The organism is Spiroplasma ixodetis, assembly GCF_059729505.1.
Genome location: NZ_AP038353.1, coordinates 1,393,139 through 1,413,121 on the forward strand (window position 1 = coordinate 1,393,139; position 19,983 = coordinate 1,413,121).

The window sequence follows — 19,983 nt, forward strand, 5'->3', positions numbered from 1 at the left end:
TCCTTTTTGTGTTTTATTTTTTTTCCATAATTGAACGTTCGGTATAAATTTCTTCTTCATGATTTATTGCTTGTTGTTTACGAATTTTTTTTGGTAATTTAATAGTAAGTTCTCCCTTATGAGAACTTCCTTCTTCCATTTGTAACTTCCAATAAACAAGAGTTAAGGTCCCAAAAATTAAGGCTTGGATACTTCCAGCAAATAAATCAAAATAAATATGTAAAAATGGTCCAATTACACCAATTAATAAATTCATCTGACCAATAATTGGGATATTACTTCAAATATTAGCAGTTACCTCATAAAGCATTGCCAAAATAATACTTCCACCTAAAATATTACCAAATAAACGAAAAGATAAAGAAATCAAAGGTGCAAATTGAGTAATTAATTCTAGAGGGTTAATAATAAATTTTTTAAAAAATAAAAGTTTCTGAAATTTAATAGCAATATAATATATTCCAATAAAAGTAACTAATGCCATTGATAAAGTAACCGTATACATTGATGACTGTGGTTCAAGACCAATAATCGATAATCAATTACCAATTAAAATATAACCCATTAAATATAACAAATAAACTGTCAGGTTTTTATACTTTACACCAAGAACATCAACAACAATTTTCTCAACTGATTTAATTATTAATTCAAAAACTAAAACAATACCTCTTGGATCTTCATCAGGCTTCATTCGTTTTACTTTATAATAATAAATATAACTAATAACACTGATAAAGACTGTTGTTATCAAAATTGTTACCAATTGTGACATAATTTGTAAATAGTTCCGACTTTCCAATCCAGCTAAAGTTTCCATTTAAATTCCTTCTTTTAAGTTATTTTTTTGATATACACATAATGTTGCAGTAATAGTAGCAACCATTAATATTGACATTCCGGCAATTATAGTAAAAATATTAGCAAAATTAAAGAAAATATTCAAAACTATAATTGAACCATAAATTAACATTCTTAATAAGAATCCAAAATATGCTAAGGTTTGTTTTAAATGTATTCCGCTGGTTAATAATTTTGACGATAAATATAAAAATCATAAACCAATCATACTTCCTACAAAACCAATATTAAATCCAGCAATTAATAACCAATGGTTTGTATTAATTATAACTGTTATAATTAATCCTACATTAATTAACAATCAATAGCATAACATTGTAAAAAGTATTGAAAAAAAAAGGTTATTTCTAATTTTTTCCATTAAAATATTTATTTAGTTCCAAAAATTCGATCACCAGCATCACCCAATCCAGGTACAATATAACCATCATCATTTAATTCTTTATCCAACGCTGCTAAAAAAATCTTAACATCAGGATGATTATGATTAATTTTCTTAATAGCTACTGGTGCTCCTACAATGGAAACTAAAGTAATGTTTTTAAAACCTACTTTTTTTAATTCTTTAATAGCAGCATCAGCAGTACCACCAGTAGCAAGCATTGGATCTAAGATAAATACTAATGCATCACTTATATTTTTAATATTTTTGGGATATTTAAAAAAATATTTTTGTGGTTTTAAAGTTTCTTCATCACGATAAAAACCAACATGACTAATAATTGCATTAGGTACCACATACTCAAATCCATTTGTCATCCCTAATCCTGCTCTTAAAATCGGAGAAAGAATGATTGTCTTGGTTAATGTTTTACCAATAACTTTAGTAATGAACGTTTCAACTTCAATTTCATCAAGAGGAATATCTTTAAATACTTCATAAGCCATTAACGTTGCAATTTCGCTTAAATTCTCTTTGAAATCTTTTTTTTGGATTAAGTGATTTCTAATTCTTGTTAATTTATCTTGTATTAAAGGATGATTAACAATAAACAGATTTTTACTACTTTCCACTAAAAACACTCCTTTATCTTTAATGCGTATATTTTCAATAATTTAAAATATATACTAATATGAGATTTTACGCCTTTTAATTTATAAATCAATAAAATAACAATAAAAATAACGAAAAAAGATAAAAGATTTATTCAAAAATTATTTTTTTAATTGTTAATAACATTCTTATAGTTCAAAATTAACTAAATAAAAATATAATTTATAAATTTTATTTTAATAACTTTGTTTTTATTTTAAAAAATATAATCTAAAATATAAATTTAATAAATTTCTTTTATTGATATAGAAAATTATATATTTGAAATAAACTATTAATAGTAATTTTTGTCTTATTTTTATCAAAAAAAATCTTATGTTAAAATTAAAATATAAAACTTCATACAAGTTTTTAAACTATTATTTTAATTTTAAAATAAATAATTTTTTTTATTTTGAAAAGAGAAAAAATGAAAGAAAATAAAAAATACTTTACATATACAAGCGGAATATTAGGTGGTAGTACAGCATTAGGTGGTATAAGTTATTTTTATTATGATTTAATTTCAAAAAATAAGGAAGTTTTCCATGATCCAGAAGCAGGAATGGCACTCTTTGGAATAATGTTTACTATAGCAGGTTCAACTTTTATTGGAGCATTTTTAGGCTCTAAACTAGGGTATGGAATTGGCACTTCCATTTCAATATTTATGATAAATGTTTTCCAACAAATATTTCTGATATTAATGTTGAAAGTAATAACGAACAACAAATATCTGAAAAAACTCCATTATTAAGAAATAACGATATAACAAGTATTAATAGGGAACAATTACCAATAATTAATCAAAATCATTGTCAATTAACTTTTTAATAAACTTAATAAAAATAAATGTTGGTAAGTTACTAACATTTTTTATTTATGATTAAATAACAATAAAAAAAAGGGAAATTATCCCCGCATGTACTAGTGTGGAGGAAAAAATGAATTGAAATGAATTCAATAGCATATTTCAAAATGAAAACGATTGTTTGAAATATATAGCGAAGTTGAAAGTAATGAAATGATCAGGTGTGCTTCTTCTAGTTTGAATGTTTCTGATTTGAGAAGAATAAGATGTTTGAAATGTCATCAAACATTTAGTATTCTTCATGACACCATTTTTCACAAGTCACAAACACCTTTGACATCTTGGTTTTATCTCATCTTTAGATGAATAAACACCAAACATGGAATTCCATCAACAGATGTTGCAAGGGAATTGGGTGTGACATATAAAACAGCTTGAAGAATGGGTCATGAAATCAGAACTAGAATTTGGAATCAAGATGCAGGGTTCATTGATGATGGAACAGCACAGATTGATGAAATGTATCTTTCACATGTAGGTTTTAAAAAACAAGGAAGATCCTTGCTGAATAAAATCTTGATTGTTGGAGTTTATGAGAAAACCAGCAACAAACTAATTGTGAAAGTATTGAAAAAAGCAGATGAGAAAAACCTTTTATGATTTGCATTGAAACACATTTCTACTGGGTGTTGTCTATTTACGGATTCTTGGAAGGGATATGGAAGTTTCAAAAACTTCTATCACAAACATGAAATCGTAAATCATAAAGTTGGGTATGTGTCATCAACAGGTGTAAACACAAACCAGATTGAATCTGCATAAAAACATATCAGACGAACTTTTCGAACACACATAAAAGTTTCAAAAAACAATATTCATTTATATGCAAAAGAAGCTGCATATAAATTCAATAAGATACCTAGTTTTGAAACTATAATTTTGTGTTTGATTTAGATACATGTGGGGATAATTTCCTAGATAGGCTTTTATCTCCATTTATGTTATAAAATTTAAAAATAGTACATAAAGGGATAAAAGCCAAAAAAAGTTACTGTTTAACACCCATTTTTTTCATTTCTTCATATAACTTTATTATTATTTCTATTATTTCATGTACCAAATTGATGATTAAAAGAAGTAAGCAAAGGATAAGAAAACCCAAGTTCTACTAATTTTTTAATACATTTAAAATAATCTTCTTTTAATGGTAAAACAACTTCAGTAACTTTCTGTTTTCATGGTTGTTTATATTGAATACCACTATAAATATCATTTAATTAACGAATAATAAAAGCATAAATTCCACCAACACCAACTTCCATAAAATTATGTTTATTTGGATGAGGATATTCAAAAATTTTAATATGTAAAACCAAATTTTCTAATAAATTACAATAAACTAATCAATCAGCATATTGATACGCAAATGGTGACTTTTGAGCTCATTTGGGAGTAGATAACAAAATTGCTTTATATTCATCAATATGATGAATATATAAACCTTCTTTTCCACTTGTTATTCCTTGTGATTTCTTAGACATTGTTGCATCTGAAAAATAATTTTTTGAAATACATCCATATTTATTTTTTAAAAAATTACAAACATTTTCATAATTCATTGTTAATAACTTTTCTACTTCTGACATGCTTACCCCATACTATACTACTTTATTTTTATGATAATAATGAAAATTAATTTATCTTTTTTATTACCCAAAATAATATAAATTAATCTTTAACAAATGCTAAGACAAAACTAAAACTACCATGTAATAAAAAATGATAATCATCTTCAATAGCATTAACATTAATATGAACATCATCAAATGTTTTAATAGATTCTGATAAAGTATGACCTTCTACATTAACAACATAGTCACTATCTTGTTTTGCTATTGGAACAATATCGTTAATTTTACTTTCAATTAATGATAAACAACGTAAAGCAATTGCTTCACCAAAAGTAGTGGTATTAATTTTAATTTTTTCTTCTTGCTTATCAATATTAATATTACTAATGTCTTTAGCCTTTGGTACTAATTTTACACAAGCATTAAAACTACCTTTTAAAAAATTACTATTATTTGAAGCAGATACATTAACAGTAAGTGATTCAAATTTATTAATTTTAGCATACATATCATTATGATTAAGAATTGTTATTTTATAATCAGTACCATTTTCTGGCTTTTTTCCTTCTGGAACTAATTTACTAATTTCAGTTTTTACTTTAGTTTTAAATTTAATTAAAGCTGTATTATAAATATCTTTATTTAATTCAACAGGAGCATTAGTAACTTCCATATTAATATTACTAATATCAACATATTTTTGATTTGCATCATTTACCTTATCACATGCAATAAGCGGTAAAGAAATAATGCTCGTTAAAAACATCGCTTTAAATACTTTTAATATTTTTCTCATAGTTTTTCACCTATTATTCTCTCGAAAAAACTAATCTTCTTAGTTTTAACTTTATATTTCTTAATTATTTTTGATTATTAACTTATTATTATTTTGTTTTATTGAATATTTTTTATAACTATTTGTTCCAATAAAAATATAGTAAATTAAAATGGAAATTATCCCCGCATGTACTAGTGTGGAGGAAAAAATGAATTGAAATGAATTCAATAGCATATTTCAAAATGAAAACGATTGTTTGAAATATATAGCGAAGTTGAAAGTAATGAAATGTATCAGGTGTGCTTCTTCTAGTTTGAATGTTTCTGATTTGAGAAGAATAAGATGTTTGAAATGTCATCAAACATTTAGTATTCTTCATGACACCATTTTTCACAAGTAACAAACACCTTTGACATCTTGGTTTTATCTCATCTTTAGATGAATAAACACAAAGCATGGTATACTATCAACAGATGTTGCAAGGGAATTGGGTGTGACATATAAAACAGTTTGAAGAATGGGTCATGAAATCAGAACTAGAATTTGGAATCAAGATGCAGGGTTCATTGATGATGGCACAGCACAGATGGATGAAATGTATATTTCACATGTAGGTTTTAAAAAACAAGGAATATCCTTGTTGAATAAAACCTTGATTGTTGGAGTTTATGAGAAAACCAGCAACAAACTAATTGTGAAAGTATTGAAAAAAGCAGATGAGAAAAACCTTTTATGATTTGCATTGAAACACATTTCTACTGGGTGTTGTCTATTTACGGATTCTTGGAAGGGATATGGAAGTTTCAAAAACTTCTATCACAAACATGAAATCGTAAATCATGAAGTTGGGTATGTGTCATCAACAGGTGTAAACACAAACCAGATTGAATCTGAATGAAAACACATCCGACGAACTTTCCGAACACACATAAAAGTTTCAAAACACAATATTCATTTATATGCAGCTTCTTTTGCATATAAATTCAATAAGATACCTAGTTTTGAAACTATAATTTTGTGTTTGATTTAGATACATGTGGGGATAATTTCCTAGATAGGATTTTATCTCCATTTATGTGATAAAATTTAAAAATAGTACATAAAGGGATAAAAGCCTTTAAAATATTAATAGGTTCTATTAATACTGATACTAAACCAAAATATAACAATAGGCTAACTTTAAAAGAAGAAAAAGAAAAAATAATTCCTAAAGTAATTAAAAAAAATCCAGAAAATTGAATAAACTTTCAATTATTAAATTTAAAGTGTTTTTTTGACATAATTTTGCTCCTAATAATATATTTTGTATAATTATATCATTTTCACAAAAAAAGCAAAATTTTTAATTATTAAATAATAATTGTTATAAACTAATAACATGAACAGCAAAACTAATTGCTTCTTCATATTTATTAAAAAGAAAAAATAAACGTTTATTTTGAAAATTAATTTCAATACCAATATATTTTTGTTTATTTTTTATATAATTATTTTTTTCTCAAAAAAATGTAATACTTTTAACATCAACTAATGATATTATTTGTAGTTTAAAAGAATCAATAAAATAAAGATTATTTTGTGAAATTAACAAGTCTATTTGATTTAAAGGTATAAAATCTGATGATTTGATAAGATTAACGTCTTTAATTTTATAACGTAAAAATAATTTTTTGGCAGCACTATATTCAGTTTTTAGCAAAATATTTTGGCCAGAAATCTTATTAAGTTCTTCATACTTTCCTAAAATGACTTTGTCGCTATAATAAATATCTTCTTTAATTTTTTCTATTGAGACTGGTAATTCTTTAGTATTTATTTTTTTTAATTTTAAGTATTTATATAAAGTATTTATATCTTTAGTAATTTTTAATATTTTCTTTTGTTTATTTTTTTTAATTAATAAAATTATTGCAATTAATAAAATCAATATTGTTGTGCATGCAATAATAATTAAAATTATTCATCAATTCATAGTATTATCTCCTTTTTTAATACTGTTATCTAATTATTATCTAATAATTTTATTATTAAAACTATTAAAAATAGTTGATGGTTTATTTGTTAAAATCTCACCTGCTACTCTATACCTTAAATTAGGCAAGTTTATATTATGATAATCGTTAATTGGTTGTTTATTACTTAAATTACAACTTGTAGCTACTAAAGGCCCTGTTAATTTAATTAATTTTTGAATAAAATGTGAAGCAATAACTCTAATTGCTATTGTCTTTTTATTTATTCAATATGATGTGTTTAAACTAGGTTGTTTTAAAACTATAACAGTAACTTTACCAGCACTAAAATTATTTATTAAAAATGACTGTAATTGATCGCTAATTATACCAATGCTTTTAGCTTGCTCTCAACTAGCAACTAAAATTGGCAGTTCTTTACTATAATCACGTTTTTTAATTTGATAAATTTTATTAATAGCTTTGTCATCATCAAATTTACAAACAAGACCATAAATTGTATCTGTTGGTAAAGCAACCACTTCGCCATTAGCGATGATTTGGCTAATTTCTTTAATTTTATTTTGCTGTAAAGTTATCATGAAAACACCACTATAAATTTTAACTAAATTATACACCTATTATTTTAAATATAATAGTTGTTTCAAAATAATGAATAAAAAACTTATAAATAATATTTGTAATTTAAAATAAACCTTAAAATTACTAATTAAGGATTGGAAAATCATTAATTAATGGTTTAATAAACATCTTAATTTAATATAGATTAATATTTATATTAGATTTTTATTAAATTAAATATAGAAGGAGAATCAAAAAATATGCCCAAAAGAAAAATAGGAATACAACATACTAATGAAGAAATTGAAAAAATAAGAAAAGAAAATGAAGATAATGATAATAAACCATTTATAATAGAAACAATTTGTATTCAAAATATCATTGAAAAAACAATTGATAAAAAATTTAATAATAATGATTTTACAAAAATGATTTTTCCCAATAAAGAATTAGATAGCACTATAAAAAAAGAAATTATAAAATTAGAAACTGAATTTAAAGATGCAGAAATAGATTATATTAAATTTAATTCTTATTTACCAAAAATATAATGAAAGTTAAGATTTATCTTTCTGATGCTAATTTAGTTAAATAATCATTATTAAATTTATTAAAATAAATGATTTCATAATTTGTTTTTTATTTGTACTATTAATTTTATATAAAAATGTAAGGGAAATTAACATTAAATTGTCATGATTGATTGTATTATTTTATATATATGACTAATACTTTTAATATTAGTATTAATCATTTTCTTAAATAAAGAAATTCACAAATTGATTCAATTATAATTTTGAGTATTTTTTTTATTAGTAAATAAAATGAAAATAAAATGAATTTTAAATTTGTTTTGAAATATCAAAGGGTTTTTTATATATAAAAGAATAATAGGGAACTCGTAATTAGGAATAGGTACTAATTGATTTATTAATAATATTTTTTCATAAATATGATTTTTAATTATAGAACATTCATCAATATCTAAAAATTCTAAATTTAAATTATATTTTTTGATAAATGTTTTTTGAAATGCTCACAAAATAGATTTAATACTATAAAATTTTTCTTGGATATAAAAATTAAATACCACAATTGAATATTAAATTCTTTTTAACATTACTCATTTTATTTTTTCATTAATATTTTTTTCTAATTCATAATTTCATGAATTTTCATTAATATTAATAACAGAAATATTATTATATTTATCTAAATTATAATTACTATAGATATTTACTTTTTCAATTAATATACAAGTTTTTTGATTTTGTTCATGATTTTTAAAATTATTACTTAAGTTATTTTTTAGGGAAATAATTAAAATATTAGGGAAATTTACTTTTATAAATGAAGTTATTTGAATTTTATTAGCATAGGAGTCATCAATTAAGAATATATAAGGGAATGTTTCAGTTCTCATTTGCTATAAAACTTTTATGAAAAGTAATCATTAAAAATTTATTTTGTAAAAGATTAAGATTGGGAAAATAATATTTTTTAATTGCGAATTTATAATAAAAAGGAGTTGTTGCCCTCATTGGTAGTCACTTTCTATTTTAAAAGTATCATCCAAGGCAAAACTAATATCACTATAATAATTAAATTGTAATTTAAATCAATTATCACTTGGAAATAATTGACTGTCAACTTTAATATTAAGTAAACAAATGAAATTAAAATAATTGGTTTCAAACTTATCAAACTCAATAGCAAACTCTTTATCAATTATTAATCTAAAATGTTCGACTTCTCTTTTTATACTTAAGTTTAAATTAAATTCAATTTGTTCATCTTTTTCAAGAAAAAAATTAAGTTTAATTTTTCGTACATGAATTGTTAAAAATCATATTAGTTGATCATCATAATATTTTTTATAACCGATATTGATCATTATAATTTCTATTTTTTTGTATATATAGGTTAGGACTTTATCATTAGTTAAGAGAATTTTTTTTATCTTTACTAATAATTTTTATAATAATAATAGCAGTTATAAATCTTAAATGTCATTATAACCATCTAATTGAAACCCTTTATTATTTTCAAATTTTAATTTTAATCTTAAATTTTGTTCAAAGAAAAAGTTATTCAAGTAAATAATGTTTTTTTTAAATTATACTTATTTGTGTTACTTATATTGATAAGTCACTCACTACTTAAATATTTTTTTTGTCATACACATATTAAGAACAAATTACTAATTCTAACAAAAGGATATTCATTTGATATGTGGATAAACTGTGTAAGCAAAAGTATTTATTGCTACTATTTAATTGTCACCATTAATTACAAAGTAATCTTGCTTTCTGGAAATATTGCAATTACTAATTTTTATTAACATTGTATTAATAAAATTAATATTTCTTTGTAAAGTTCGAAATGTAACATTAAATTTTTCCATTAGAAATGCTATATTAACCGAACAATAATACTGAAAATATTTTAATATTTCAATGATACGCCACATTAAAACTGCCCCCGTTATCCTAATTGAAAGATTAAATGAGATTTTCCTTTTCAAAAAATAAAATAGTCACCTTTTGAGTGACAAAATTATTGTTCTTAAATTATTTTTATATGTTATAATGTTTACCAAATAAATAGCATTCTTCATTTATTATTAATATCTTTAATAAATTTGTAATTATATTGTGGTAAATACTTTTTAATAAGAATAGTTAGTGCTTCTTTTTGATCAAAACCAAATTCAAATGCTAATAAAAAAGATTTTTCTAAAACTGCATGACATTGTTGAAAAATTACTTCATAAAAATATAATCCTTTATGATCAGCAAATAAAGCTAATTTTGGTTCATATTGTAAATTATGTTTTGAAAAAGTATTCGCTGTCTCATCAATATATGGCGGATTTGAAATAATAATATTAAATTTATGATTTTTAAGATTTGTAAATATATCGCTTTCAACAAAATTAATATTTTTTAGGTTAAAATTATCATTATTAATCTTAGCAATAGTTAATGCATCTTTGCTAATATCACTTGCTACTATATTTCAATTAGGTTTCTTTAACGCTAAAATAATAGCAATAGCACCACTGCCTGTCCCTAAATCTAATACTTTTAAATTATCATTATTAAAAATGTTTTGTGCATAGACAAAAACATTTTTAACTAGTTCTTCAGTTTCATTACGAGGAATTAATACTCTATTATCAACAACAAACTTATGATCAAGAAATCATTGATAACCAATAATATATTGTAAAGGATAACAAGCAACAAATTTTTTAACTAGTTGTAAATATGATTCTAAAAAATCTATTGCTATTGTTTGACTAAGATTTGCATACAATCAAGATAAATCTTTATTAATAAACTTTAATAAAATTATCTTATTAATTTGTTCATTTTTTTTATTAATTTTTTTTGCTAATAAAAGATAATCTCTATAAGTCATTAATTTATACTCCAAAAATAAATATTTTATTGAAAATTAACAGATGAATTATTATTTCTTGAAGTTTTTTTTATTAAATTATTAACAACGAGAATTAAAACAATAATACTAAAAATAAATAAAAAACTAATTGTTAATAAACAAATAATTGGAAAAAGAATAATGTAACTACAAATACTAATAATAAAACCAAAATTATTAATATTATTACCATTAATATTTCGTAAAAATTCTAAATTTTTTCATAATAAATAATGAAAAATTAAAATAGATGCACTAGCAAATCATAATGTTAAAACTAAAAATAAAATGTGAATAATACCACTACTAAAAGTTAATGTAATAAATGTTCCTAATGTCGCATATAAAAAAATAACTGATATTAAAAACAAAATTTTTGTTCTAGAGTCTAAAATCTTAAAATCCATAATAATTTCTTCCTTTTTTACTTTAATACTGTAATATTTTCATCAAGATTTTCTAATTTTTCTTTTTGTTCACTACTAATTAAAGCAATAATAATTTCATCAATATTACCTTCCATAATACGATCTAACTTTAATAAAGATAATCCAATCCGATGATCGGTTACTCTATTTTGTGGATAATTGTATGTTCTATTTTTTTCTGAACGATCACCGCTACCAACAGCTGTTTTTCTTAAATTACCAATTCTTCCCTGTTCTTCTTCAACTTTTTTTTCATAAAGTTTAGCTCTTAATACCCGCATTGCTTTATCTTTATTATCATGTTGACTTCGTCCGTCCTGTGAAGTTACAACAACACCTGTTGGAATATGAGTAATTCTAATTGCTGAATCGGTAGTATTAACATGTTGACCACCAGCACCACTAGAACGATAAGTATCAATTCTTAAATCAGAATTATTTATTTTAATTTCAACTTCATTAACTTCTGGCAATACAGCAACCGTTGCAATTGAAGTATGAACTCGTCCTTGTGATTCGGTTTTTGGAACTCTCTGAACACGATGTCCACCAGCCTCAAACTTTAATTTAGCAAATACATGTTTACCTTTAACCATAAAAGCAATATAACTAAATCCACCATTTATTGCTTCCTTTGCCTCAATAGTTTCAATTTTTCATCGTTGAATTTCACAATACTTACTATACATACGATATAAATCACCAGCAAAAATATTTGCTTCATCACCACCAACAGCTCCTCTGATTTCAATAATAACATTTTTATCATCATTTATATTTTTAGGAATTAGTGTTAGTTTTAATTCATTTTCTGCTTTTTCTAATTCTATTTCATTTGCTTTAATATCTATTTTAAGCATTTCACAAAGTTCTTGATCCTGTTCGGTTGCTAATGCCTTTTTTGCTTCAATAATTTCTTTGTTAATTTTTTCATATTTTCAATATCGTTCAATAATTGGTTCTAATCTACTATGTTCTTTTGTTAATTCAGTGTATTTATCACGAGGAATTAATTCGGGATTTTCTAACTGCTTTTCAATTTCACTATATTTTTTAGTAAGTTGCATTAACTGTTCTAATGTTTTTTCATTCATAATATCACACCTGATTTATCTATTCTGATTATTTGTTAAGACACGATGATGACTACGACATCGAGCTTCATATTGTTCTTGCGCACCAATTAAAATAATTTCATCATCATATCTAGCTTCTCGGCCATTAATAATACGTTGTGTCCTTGTTGCTGCTTTACCACATTTTACACAAACAGCATCTAATTTAGTTACAAATTCTGCTAAGGCTAATAATTCTTTAGTAACAGGAAATGGTTCACCACGAAAATCTTGATCTAAACCCGCAACAATAACTTGCTTATTTTGATTTGCTAATGTTTTAATCACTTCAATAATTGATGGTTTAAAAAATTGTACTTCATCAATTGCAACTGCTTCTATTTCTTTATCTACATGTTTTAATATTTGCATTGGATCATCAATTACTATCGCTGTGATAGATACCCCTTTATGACTTACTACTTTTTTAGCATCATAACGAATATCAACCTTGGGTTTAAAAACTAGCACTTTGCGTTTAGCATACTGTAAACGATTTATACGTCGCATAAACTCTTCTGTTTTTCCAGCAAACATACAACCAGTAATTACTTCAATTCATCCCTCATTATAACGACTATACATTTATATCCAACTCCATCTCTAATTTTAATTGTTTGTTAATTCTGGTGATTTACTAGCAATTTTATCTAAACTATCAATCAATTTTTCAACTTCATTAATATTTTGTAAATATGCACCAGCTGCTGTCTGATGACCACCACCACCAAACTTGGCAATAGTATCATTAATTATTCATCTTGCACTACGAACACTAACTTTGATTTTACTATTCATTTGATCATAAGCAGCAATTAATCAAATTTTAATACCATCAATATTTGACATTACATTAACTTGGCTAGTTAAATCTTCTCTAGTTAAAACAACTTCACCTTTAATATTTAATATTTTATTTTGACTAATAATTTTTGTTTGTAAATCAGTAATTATTTTATCGTTAAATATTATATAAGCAACACCATTATCAGTAATTTTAAAATTTGATAATATATATCCTTTCAATTTTGCGATTTTTAAATTTTGAATATATAAACTTTGATATAAGTCTAATAAATTAAAATTTTGTTTAACTAAAAAACTAGCAATCTGAAAAGTTTCTTCATTAACAGAGCGATACAAAAATCTACCAGAATCAGTAACTAAACCAAGAAATAAATTTCTAGCTGCTAAAGCAGAAACTTTTAAATTCAATACTTGTGCTCATTTTGCCACTACTTGGCAAGCAGCAGAAGCCTTTTCTTCAATTAAATGAATATCACCATATTTATCAACAATTGGATGATGATCAATTTTAATTATTTTTTTTCCTTCTTCTCAAAATTCACCACTAATTCGTTCGCGATTGGTTGTATCAGTGACTATTACTAGTGCATTTTCATAATCTTCTTTTTTAACAAAAGTTGGTTGTGGAAATAATGATGCCATATGTTCATTTGTTTCACCTGGAACAAGTACTTTTTTATTTTCAAAATTATCTTCAATAATTTTTTTTAATCCCCATTGTGAACCCAAAGCATCTCCATCAGGATTAATATGACGATGAATAATAATTGGATTACTAATTTTTATTAATTCATAAATTGCTTGTGCTTCTTTTTTAAACTTATTCATATTATATATCCTTTCTATCATGTACCAATTAATTGTTTTGTTTCATCATCAAAAACAAAAATTGAATTTTTAGTAATAATAATTCAACCAACGGTTCCCACTTCTAAATTATCATTATTATTGGTTAAAACTTCAAATTGTTCTGATTTAGTAGTTTCAACCAATAAATATGCTTTTTTATCATTAACTTTAGTAATATTTTTAATAACACCATTAATAATAATTGAATTTTTTAAAAAAGTAAATCGTGGTTTCTTTGCACTAAACAAAATGGCATTTGATTTAAAAGCAATAGTAGAAGTGGTTTTAGCACCAAACTTACCTAAATTTACATTATAAAAATATAAATTATGAGCATTTCATTCTCCCTTTGCGATATTAATATGCTGTTCATTTATTTCTTTTAATAAATTTAAAGATAATGGTTTATCAGTGATTTCACTAACATTTCCTTGTTGAATAATTATTTCATTTTCAATAACAGTAACATTAGTTGCTAATAAATTAATATCAACTTGATTATTGGTTGTAAAAATTATAATTATTTTCAAAAATTTTTGTAATTTTTTAATTCAATTTGCTAATTGTTCTTTATTATCAACATTTAAAAGTTCAAATGGGTTATGTAAAATTAAAATTTTAGTAGGCACAATTAATTGTTGAATGATTTTTATTATTTGTCGCTCTACTATTGTTAATTGTGTTAAACGTAATGACAATAAATGACTTAGATCTAAATGTTTAAATATCATAACAATATTTTCACTAATTAAATCACGGACATCAATTAACTGTGAATATAAAGTTTGTAATTGTTGTTGATATGTTTCTTTATCTTGTAACTGTGGATTTTTTAAAATTTTATCATGATAAATTTTAATTTTATCTTTAATATTTTTTAAAAGTAAATGCATTTCATCTGGTAAAAGTTGCATTGCCACAAAATCTTGTTTCATATTAAATTTAATTCTTTGTACTTCTGCTAAGTCAATTCACTGGTCTAAAATTTGATCAATTTGACTACGAGTACATTTAATTTGTTGATATGAAACTAAATGATTAAGTTCACTATTAAAATTTTGATTATGATTATTACAAGTTTTTAATGTAGTTCTAATTTCACTTCTAGTAGTACTAATCTCTCTATTTAAATAATTATTTATTTCTTTAATAACAAAACTAATTTCTCGTAGTTGAAACTCTCATTTTCTTTCTTTTGGTGGATTACATCTACAAAAACATGGTCCCACTAAACTTTCCAAACTAGAAATACGATCTTGCAAAGATTGTAAAAATAACAAGTTATTATTTGCAATAATATTTTTTTCTTCGGCAGTGAATTTTTTAATTAGAATATCTGTTAATTTTTCACTTCCAGCAAAATTAAATTTCTCTTGAGCAAAGTTTTTATGAAAATGATTAATTTGATATTGATATTCTTTAATAAAATTATTACGAGTGCTTTGTGTCTCATTAATAAAATTTTTAATAATATTAATTAATTTTTCTTTAAAATAACCACTGTCTAAATTTAAACCTGTATTTTTTAAGTTTTCAATATCAGTCTTAATTTTTTGATTAATATTACTTATTTCTTGTAAAAAAGGTTTATTAGTAATTGCTGTTCTTGCTAAGCTACGTTGAATACTAAATAATTTATTTCAACTCTGTAAATGCATACTAACATAAGCCATTTTTCGTTCAAAACCAATACTATTATAAGTAACATCAATATCATCAATTAAAATTTTACCCTCCATAATAGCAGAAGAACCTGCTAGAGAATTAATTAATTTTTCAATATTATCTTCATCATTACTAAAAATTGCCAAGCAACTAGGATATTTTCCTTCAAAACTTAAATCTTTTACAGCTTTTTCAACGGATAAATTAATAATACTAAAATTAAAGTTACTAGTTTGCTCAGTATTATATCTAATACCTTTACTTATTACAAATTTATTAAAATCAGATGATTTTTCCATAAAACCATTCCCTACCTTAAAGTTTTTTATTTCATATACTATTAAAATTATATTCTATATTTATTGGGTTGTATACATACAATATTTTAACTTAATTAATGTTAAATATGTCTGTAAATAATTTTATTTTTAGAGTATAAAAAAAAGAAACTATGATTAGTTTCTAGTTTAATTAAAATTATTTTTTAACTTGTTTAGTATCACTTAGTTTTAGAACATCTTTTGCTGTTTCTAATACAATAGTTTTAGTATTTTGTGGTTTTGCTTTGTTTATTTCAACAGTTTTTGTTTTTGTTTCAACTTGTTTACTTGCTTTTGTATTAAAGCGTTCAACTCTTCCTTTTGCTGAAACAAATGATTGTTTTCCAGTATAAAATGGATGACAACTTGAACATGTATCAACACGGATTTCTTTACCCTTAGTTGAACCACTTATAAAATTATTGCTACATGTTATACATGTTACTTTAGTTTGAAAATACTCTGGATGGATGCTTGCTTTTGCCATGGTTTTACCTCACTTATAAAATTACTATTAATAAAAAGTACTTAAAAATAATATCATTAACAATATAAAAAAGCAAATAAATATTAATGATAGATAGAGTTTTTATTTTGGTAGATTGTGTTGTAAAAATGTGTTCTAATTCAATTAACTAGATATCATGAATTTTATTTTTTTTAAATTATATATTTTATTGAAATTTAAAACTTAAAAATTGTTTTTATATGAATAAAACCTCCTTTAAAAGTTTAAAAATTATATTTTTAAAATATAATTAAAGTATATTTTAAAATAATTTAAGAAAAGGTTAATAATATGGGAGTTTATGGGGCTAAAGTATTAGCCGAAATGTATTTTAAAGAACAAGAAAATTTAAAAAAAATTAAATTTTCTACAATAGAAAAATTTATCAAAAATGAATCGAAGAGAAATATAATTACTGGAAATAGTTTTACTATAGGTATTACTAGTAATAAGAAAAATAAAAGTTCTTTTGAATTTAAAAATATTCATACACAAGCAGAAAAAATATATAAAAAACATTATTCTAATGACAAAATTTTGGATACTTTTCCAACAATTAATTCTTATTTTATTTTTTTAAAAAAAGAATGACAAATATTTTATTAACGTTTAAGTTAGGAGAAAAAGCAGTAGATAAAAAAAATAATCCTAAAATAAAAACTTTAAAATCTGATTTAGAAAGTGAAGTTTATGAATATATTGATAATACTTTAAAATCTCCATTAATAATAGATAGGGATGATTTATTTACTTTTAATCATTTTTTAATTAATGAAAAATGATATTTTGAAAATATTGATTCAGTTTTACCTATTTTAGAAAATGAACCTAAATTTTTAAAAAATGATTTTTCCTTAATAATTGCAATTAAGTATTCTTATATTAACTCGATATGATTTAAAGGAAGAAGTATAAAATCAAATTTAATTAAATTTAAGGCTTTTATCCCTTTATGTACTATTTTTAAATTTTATCACATAAATGGAGATAAAAGCCTATCTAGGAAATTATCCCCGCATGTATCTAAATCAAACACAAAATTATAGTTTCAAAACTAGGTATCTTATTGAATTTATATGCAGCTTCTTTTGCATATAAATGAATATTGTGTTTTGAAACTTTTATGTGTGTTCGGAAAGTTCGTCGGATGTGTTTTCATGCAGATTCAATCTGGTTTGTGTTTACACCTGTTGATGACACATACCCAACTTCATGATTTACAATTTCATGTTTGTGATAGAAGTTTTTGAAACTTCCATATCCCTTCCAAGAATCCGTAAATAGACAACAACCAGTAGAAATGTGTTTCAATGCAAATCATAAAAGGTTTTTCTCATCTGCTTTTTTCAATACTTTCACAATTAGTTTGTTGCTGGTTTTCTCATAAACTCCAACAATCAAGGTTTTATTCAACAAGGAAGATCCTTGTTGAATAAAACCTACATGTGAAAGATACATTTCATCCATCTGTGCTGTGCCATCATCAATGAACCCTGCATCTTGATTCCAAATTCTAGTTCTGATTTCATGACCCATTCTTCAAGCTGTTTTATATGTCACACCCAATTCCCTTGCAACATCTGTTGATGGTATACCATGCTTTGTGTTTATTCATCTAAAGATGAGATAAAACCAAGATGTCAAAGGTGTTTGTGACTTGTGAAAAATGGTGTCATGAAGAATACTAAATGTTTGATGACATTTCAAACATCTTATTCTTCTCAAATCAGAAACATTCAAACTAGAAGAAGCACACCTGATACATTTCATTACTTTCAACTTCGCTATATATTTCAAACAATCGTTTTCATTTTGAAATATGCTATTGAATTCATTTCAATTCATTTTTTCCTATACACTAGTACATGTGGGGATAATTTCCATAATTTATTCTTATATTAGTAACTTATTTCCAAAAATGAATTATTTGAAAAATAATGAAAATTAGACAAAATTACTCTCTTTAACTTTTAAATTTAAATTTATATTCGACGTATTTTAAAAAAGATACATTTAAAAAATTATTCTCAAACTTATTAAGGAAAAAGACAAGAAATAATCTTGTCTTTTTTTGTAATTGTAAAATTTTAAAATTTTTAATAACTTTCTTTAATACTATTATCAACACGTGTTAAGGAATTAAAAAAGTGAACCACAACACAGTTGTTCAAAATAGTGGCTAGCATGTGGACTTGCATGAATAAATAAAAATTTGAAGACTTTTTTAAATATGAATTATTTGAATTTAAGACATTATTAATTTTCTATCCAAATTTAAAATCTGAAGCAAATGCTTATGAAAACTTTAGTGATAAAATAATTGATTTGTGTTTGAAAAATGATTCATTGAAATTAAAAATTATTAAAGAATATACAAAAGTAGTTGAAGAAATTCTTAAAAAATCAATAACAGTAGCAGAAGATTGAAATAATGCATCTATAAATTTTACTGAAACTATTTTAAGTAAAATATTATGAAAAGAAATACCATTTTATTCACAATGAAATAAAACAGATATAGAATTTATTAATCAAGAAAATAGCAAAGTTTCAACAAGTAAAGGTCAAAGTTTTAGTAATAAATTATAAAAAATATAAATCTTAGATACTTTAAAACTTTAGACATATTACGCAACTAACTAATTTTAAAAATTGGAAAAATATTTAATATTTTACTTCATTAATTCATTTATAGTAGTGTTTGGAGAAATTATAAGGTAGTGACATTATTAATTTTATACATATATAATTTCATATATCCTTGAAATGAAATAAAATAGATTACCTTTTATACACTCAAAAAAGATGTAAAAATATTATAATAAATAAATGATATATTTGAATATGTCACCATAATTTTAAAAATTTTAAAGAGGTCTAAAATGAAAAAAATATTAAATATTTTAAGTTGTTTAACATTTAGTGCATTAACTACTATTAACATTAACGCTTGTGACTTTTTTTGATAACAACCCTCACAAATCAAAACCTTTGTACGAAAATGAAGAATGATTTAATGGCACAAGTTCTCAATATGAAGGCAATATTGTAGACAATATCAATATAATGTCTTGAAAAAAATATCATTTAAATTGACAATCATTTATTAAAAAGTATCAATTGTTAAATTTTGATGATAAATCAATTATTAAAGTTGAAACTGCCACATATAAAAACTGTATATGACATAATTTACCAT

At 23.5% G+C, this 19,983-nt stretch carries 26 protein-coding genes and 1 pseudogene; 9 read left to right on the forward strand and 18 right to left on the reverse strand.

The window, feature by feature from the left end; translation table 4 throughout:
• Nucleotides 1-13 precede the first annotated feature (13 nt).
• The 3 genes from AC6I4F_RS09170 to upp all read right to left on the reverse strand — a co-directional run bounded on the left by AC6I4F_RS09170 (nucleotide 14) and on the right by upp (nucleotide 1,875).
• Nucleotides 14-820 carry a F0F1 ATP synthase subunit A gene (locus AC6I4F_RS09170; protein WP_497873705.1) on the reverse strand — a complete coding sequence of 269 codons (807 nt, stop codon included), beginning with the start codon at nucleotides 818-820 and terminating at the stop codon, nucleotides 14-16.
• Nucleotides 821-1,162 (reverse strand): hypothetical protein, encoded by a 342-nt coding sequence (locus AC6I4F_RS09175; RefSeq protein WP_497873706.1) that lies wholly within the window; start codon nucleotides 1,160-1,162, stop codon nucleotides 821-823.
• 68 nt (nucleotides 1,163-1,230) lie between these two features.
• Nucleotides 1,231-1,875 carry a uracil phosphoribosyltransferase gene (gene upp, locus AC6I4F_RS09180; protein WP_497873707.1) on the reverse strand — a complete coding sequence of 215 codons (645 nt, stop codon included), beginning with the start codon at nucleotides 1,873-1,875 and terminating at the stop codon, nucleotides 1,231-1,233.
• 449 nt (nucleotides 1,876-2,324) lie between these two features.
• On the opposite strand from upp, the gene AC6I4F_RS09185 reads away from it, so the two are divergent.
• The 3 genes from AC6I4F_RS09185 to AC6I4F_RS09195 all read left to right on the forward strand — a co-directional run bounded on the left by AC6I4F_RS09185 (nucleotide 2,325) and on the right by AC6I4F_RS09195 (nucleotide 3,527).
• Nucleotides 2,325-2,651: a hypothetical protein gene (locus AC6I4F_RS09185; protein WP_497873708.1), complete on the forward strand. Its 327-nt coding sequence runs from the start codon at nucleotides 2,325-2,327 to the stop codon at nucleotides 2,649-2,651.
• 187 nt (nucleotides 2,652-2,838) lie between these two features.
• Nucleotides 2,839-2,970: a hypothetical protein gene (locus tag AC6I4F_RS09190; RefSeq protein ID WP_497873709.1), complete on the forward strand. Its 132-nt coding sequence runs from the start codon at nucleotides 2,839-2,841 to the stop codon at nucleotides 2,968-2,970.
• A 176-nt stretch (nucleotides 2,971-3,146) separates the two neighbouring features.
• Nucleotides 3,147-3,527: a transposase gene (locus tag AC6I4F_RS09195; protein ID WP_497874698.1), complete on the forward strand. Its 381-nt coding sequence runs from the start codon at nucleotides 3,147-3,149 to the stop codon at nucleotides 3,525-3,527.
• A 226-nt stretch (nucleotides 3,528-3,753) separates the two neighbouring features.
• On the opposite strand, the pseudogene AC6I4F_RS09200 reads toward AC6I4F_RS09195, so the two are convergent.
• Both AC6I4F_RS09200 and AC6I4F_RS09205 read right to left on the reverse strand, forming a co-directional pair.
• Nucleotides 3,754-4,351: pseudogene (locus AC6I4F_RS09200) on the reverse strand (SAV1803-related protein).
• A gap of 82 nt (nucleotides 4,352-4,433) precedes the next feature.
• Complete coding sequence (locus tag AC6I4F_RS09205; protein ID WP_497873710.1) at nucleotides 4,434-5,132, reverse strand: hypothetical protein; 699 nt, start codon at nucleotides 5,130-5,132, stop codon at nucleotides 4,434-4,436.
• Between the two features lie 151 nt (nucleotides 5,133-5,283).
• On the opposite strand from AC6I4F_RS09205, the gene AC6I4F_RS09210 reads away from it, so the two are divergent.
• Both AC6I4F_RS09210 and AC6I4F_RS09215 read left to right on the forward strand, forming a co-directional pair.
• Nucleotides 5,284-5,514, forward strand: coding sequence for a hypothetical protein (locus AC6I4F_RS09210; protein WP_497873711.1), 231 nt, complete (start codon nucleotides 5,284-5,286; stop codon nucleotides 5,512-5,514).
• Nucleotides 5,515-5,523: 9 nt separating this feature from the next.
• Nucleotides 5,524-6,144 carry an IS1595 family transposase gene (locus AC6I4F_RS09215; RefSeq protein WP_497873712.1) on the forward strand — a complete coding sequence of 207 codons (621 nt, stop codon included), beginning with the start codon at nucleotides 5,524-5,526 and terminating at the stop codon, nucleotides 6,142-6,144.
• On the opposite strand, the gene AC6I4F_RS09220 is transcribed toward AC6I4F_RS09215, so the two are convergent.
• From AC6I4F_RS09220 to AC6I4F_RS09230, 3 genes are all read right to left on the reverse strand, one after another.
• Nucleotides 6,122-6,394 (reverse strand): hypothetical protein, encoded by a 273-nt coding sequence (locus AC6I4F_RS09220; protein ID WP_497873713.1) that lies wholly within the window; start codon nucleotides 6,392-6,394, stop codon nucleotides 6,122-6,124. The two genes, AC6I4F_RS09215 and AC6I4F_RS09220, sit on opposite strands and share 23 nt — an antisense overlap.
• 83 nt (nucleotides 6,395-6,477) lie before the next feature.
• Nucleotides 6,478-7,086 (reverse strand): hypothetical protein, encoded by a 609-nt coding sequence (locus tag AC6I4F_RS09225; protein ID WP_497873714.1) that lies wholly within the window; start codon nucleotides 7,084-7,086, stop codon nucleotides 6,478-6,480.
• A 36-nt stretch (nucleotides 7,087-7,122) separates the two neighbouring features.
• Nucleotides 7,123-7,668 (reverse strand): L-threonylcarbamoyladenylate synthase, encoded by a 546-nt coding sequence (locus tag AC6I4F_RS09230; protein WP_497873715.1) that lies wholly within the window; start codon nucleotides 7,666-7,668, stop codon nucleotides 7,123-7,125.
• Between the two features lie 240 nt (nucleotides 7,669-7,908).
• Between AC6I4F_RS09230 and AC6I4F_RS09235 the strand changes: the two genes are divergently transcribed.
• The gene (locus AC6I4F_RS09235) at nucleotides 7,909-8,199 is read left to right on the forward strand and encodes a hypothetical protein (RefSeq protein ID WP_497873716.1); all 291 of its coding nucleotides are present in this window, start codon (nucleotides 7,909-7,911) and stop codon (nucleotides 8,197-8,199) included.
• Nucleotides 8,200-8,750: 551 nt separating this feature from the next.
• Here AC6I4F_RS09235 and AC6I4F_RS09240 read toward each other — a convergent pair.
• The 9 genes from AC6I4F_RS09240 to rpmE all read right to left on the reverse strand — a co-directional run bounded on the left by AC6I4F_RS09240 (nucleotide 8,751) and on the right by rpmE (nucleotide 16,763).
• Entirely contained in the window at nucleotides 8,751-9,071 is a 321-nt protein-coding gene (locus AC6I4F_RS09240; RefSeq protein WP_497873717.1) for a hypothetical protein, read from the reverse strand.
• A 30-nt stretch (nucleotides 9,072-9,101) separates the two neighbouring features.
• A complete protein-coding gene (locus AC6I4F_RS09245; RefSeq protein ID WP_497873718.1) occupies nucleotides 9,102-9,542 on the reverse strand; it encodes a hypothetical protein in 441 nt (146 codons plus the stop codon).
• A 698-nt stretch (nucleotides 9,543-10,240) separates the two neighbouring features.
• Entirely contained in the window at nucleotides 10,241-11,071 is an 831-nt protein-coding gene (gene prmC / locus AC6I4F_RS09250) for a peptide chain release factor N(5)-glutamine methyltransferase (protein WP_497873719.1), read from the reverse strand.
• 26 nt (nucleotides 11,072-11,097) lie between these two features.
• Nucleotides 11,098-11,499, reverse strand: coding sequence for a hypothetical protein (locus AC6I4F_RS09255; RefSeq protein ID WP_497873720.1), 402 nt, complete (start codon nucleotides 11,497-11,499; stop codon nucleotides 11,098-11,100).
• Between the two features lie 17 nt (nucleotides 11,500-11,516).
• Nucleotides 11,517-12,614 carry a peptide chain release factor 1 gene (prfA, locus tag AC6I4F_RS09260; protein WP_497873721.1) on the reverse strand — a complete coding sequence of 366 codons (1,098 nt, stop codon included), beginning with the start codon at nucleotides 12,612-12,614 and terminating at the stop codon, nucleotides 11,517-11,519.
• Between the two features lie 15 nt (nucleotides 12,615-12,629).
• Entirely contained in the window at nucleotides 12,630-13,220 is a 591-nt protein-coding gene (locus AC6I4F_RS09265) for a thymidine kinase (RefSeq protein ID WP_281749194.1), read from the reverse strand.
• A 24-nt stretch (nucleotides 13,221-13,244) separates the two neighbouring features.
• Nucleotides 13,245-14,270 carry a DHH family phosphoesterase gene (locus AC6I4F_RS09270; RefSeq protein WP_497873722.1) on the reverse strand — a complete coding sequence of 342 codons (1,026 nt, stop codon included), beginning with the start codon at nucleotides 14,268-14,270 and terminating at the stop codon, nucleotides 13,245-13,247.
• Between the two features lie 14 nt (nucleotides 14,271-14,284).
• Nucleotides 14,285-16,255, reverse strand: coding sequence for a hypothetical protein (locus AC6I4F_RS09275; RefSeq protein ID WP_497873723.1), 1,971 nt, complete (start codon nucleotides 16,253-16,255; stop codon nucleotides 14,285-14,287).
• 178 nt (nucleotides 16,256-16,433) lie between these two features.
• Entirely contained in the window at nucleotides 16,434-16,763 is a 330-nt protein-coding gene (rpmE, locus tag AC6I4F_RS09280; RefSeq protein WP_497873724.1) for a 50S ribosomal protein L31, read from the reverse strand.
• 312 nt (nucleotides 16,764-17,075) lie between these two features.
• Here rpmE and AC6I4F_RS09285 point away from each other — a divergent pair, with 312 nt between their 5' ends.
• Nucleotides 17,076-17,390, forward strand: coding sequence for a hypothetical protein (locus AC6I4F_RS09285; protein WP_497873725.1), 315 nt, complete (start codon nucleotides 17,076-17,078; stop codon nucleotides 17,388-17,390).
• Nucleotides 17,372-17,830, forward strand: a complete 459-nt coding sequence (locus AC6I4F_RS09290; protein WP_497873726.1) for a hypothetical protein — start codon at nucleotides 17,372-17,374, stop codon at nucleotides 17,828-17,830. Before AC6I4F_RS09285 ends, AC6I4F_RS09290 begins: the two co-directional genes overlap by 19 nt.
• Here the strand turns inward: AC6I4F_RS09290 and AC6I4F_RS09295 are convergent.
• Nucleotides 17,808-18,629: an IS1595 family transposase gene (locus AC6I4F_RS09295; protein WP_497873727.1), complete on the reverse strand. Its 822-nt coding sequence runs from the start codon at nucleotides 18,627-18,629 to the stop codon at nucleotides 17,808-17,810. The two genes, AC6I4F_RS09290 and AC6I4F_RS09295, sit on opposite strands and share 23 nt — an antisense overlap.
• 486 nt (nucleotides 18,630-19,115) lie before the next feature.
• On the opposite strand from AC6I4F_RS09295, the gene AC6I4F_RS09300 reads away from it, so the two are divergent.
• A complete protein-coding gene (locus AC6I4F_RS09300; RefSeq protein ID WP_497873728.1) occupies nucleotides 19,116-19,373 on the forward strand; it encodes a hypothetical protein in 258 nt (85 codons plus the stop codon).
• Nucleotides 19,374-19,983 lie beyond the last annotated feature (610 nt).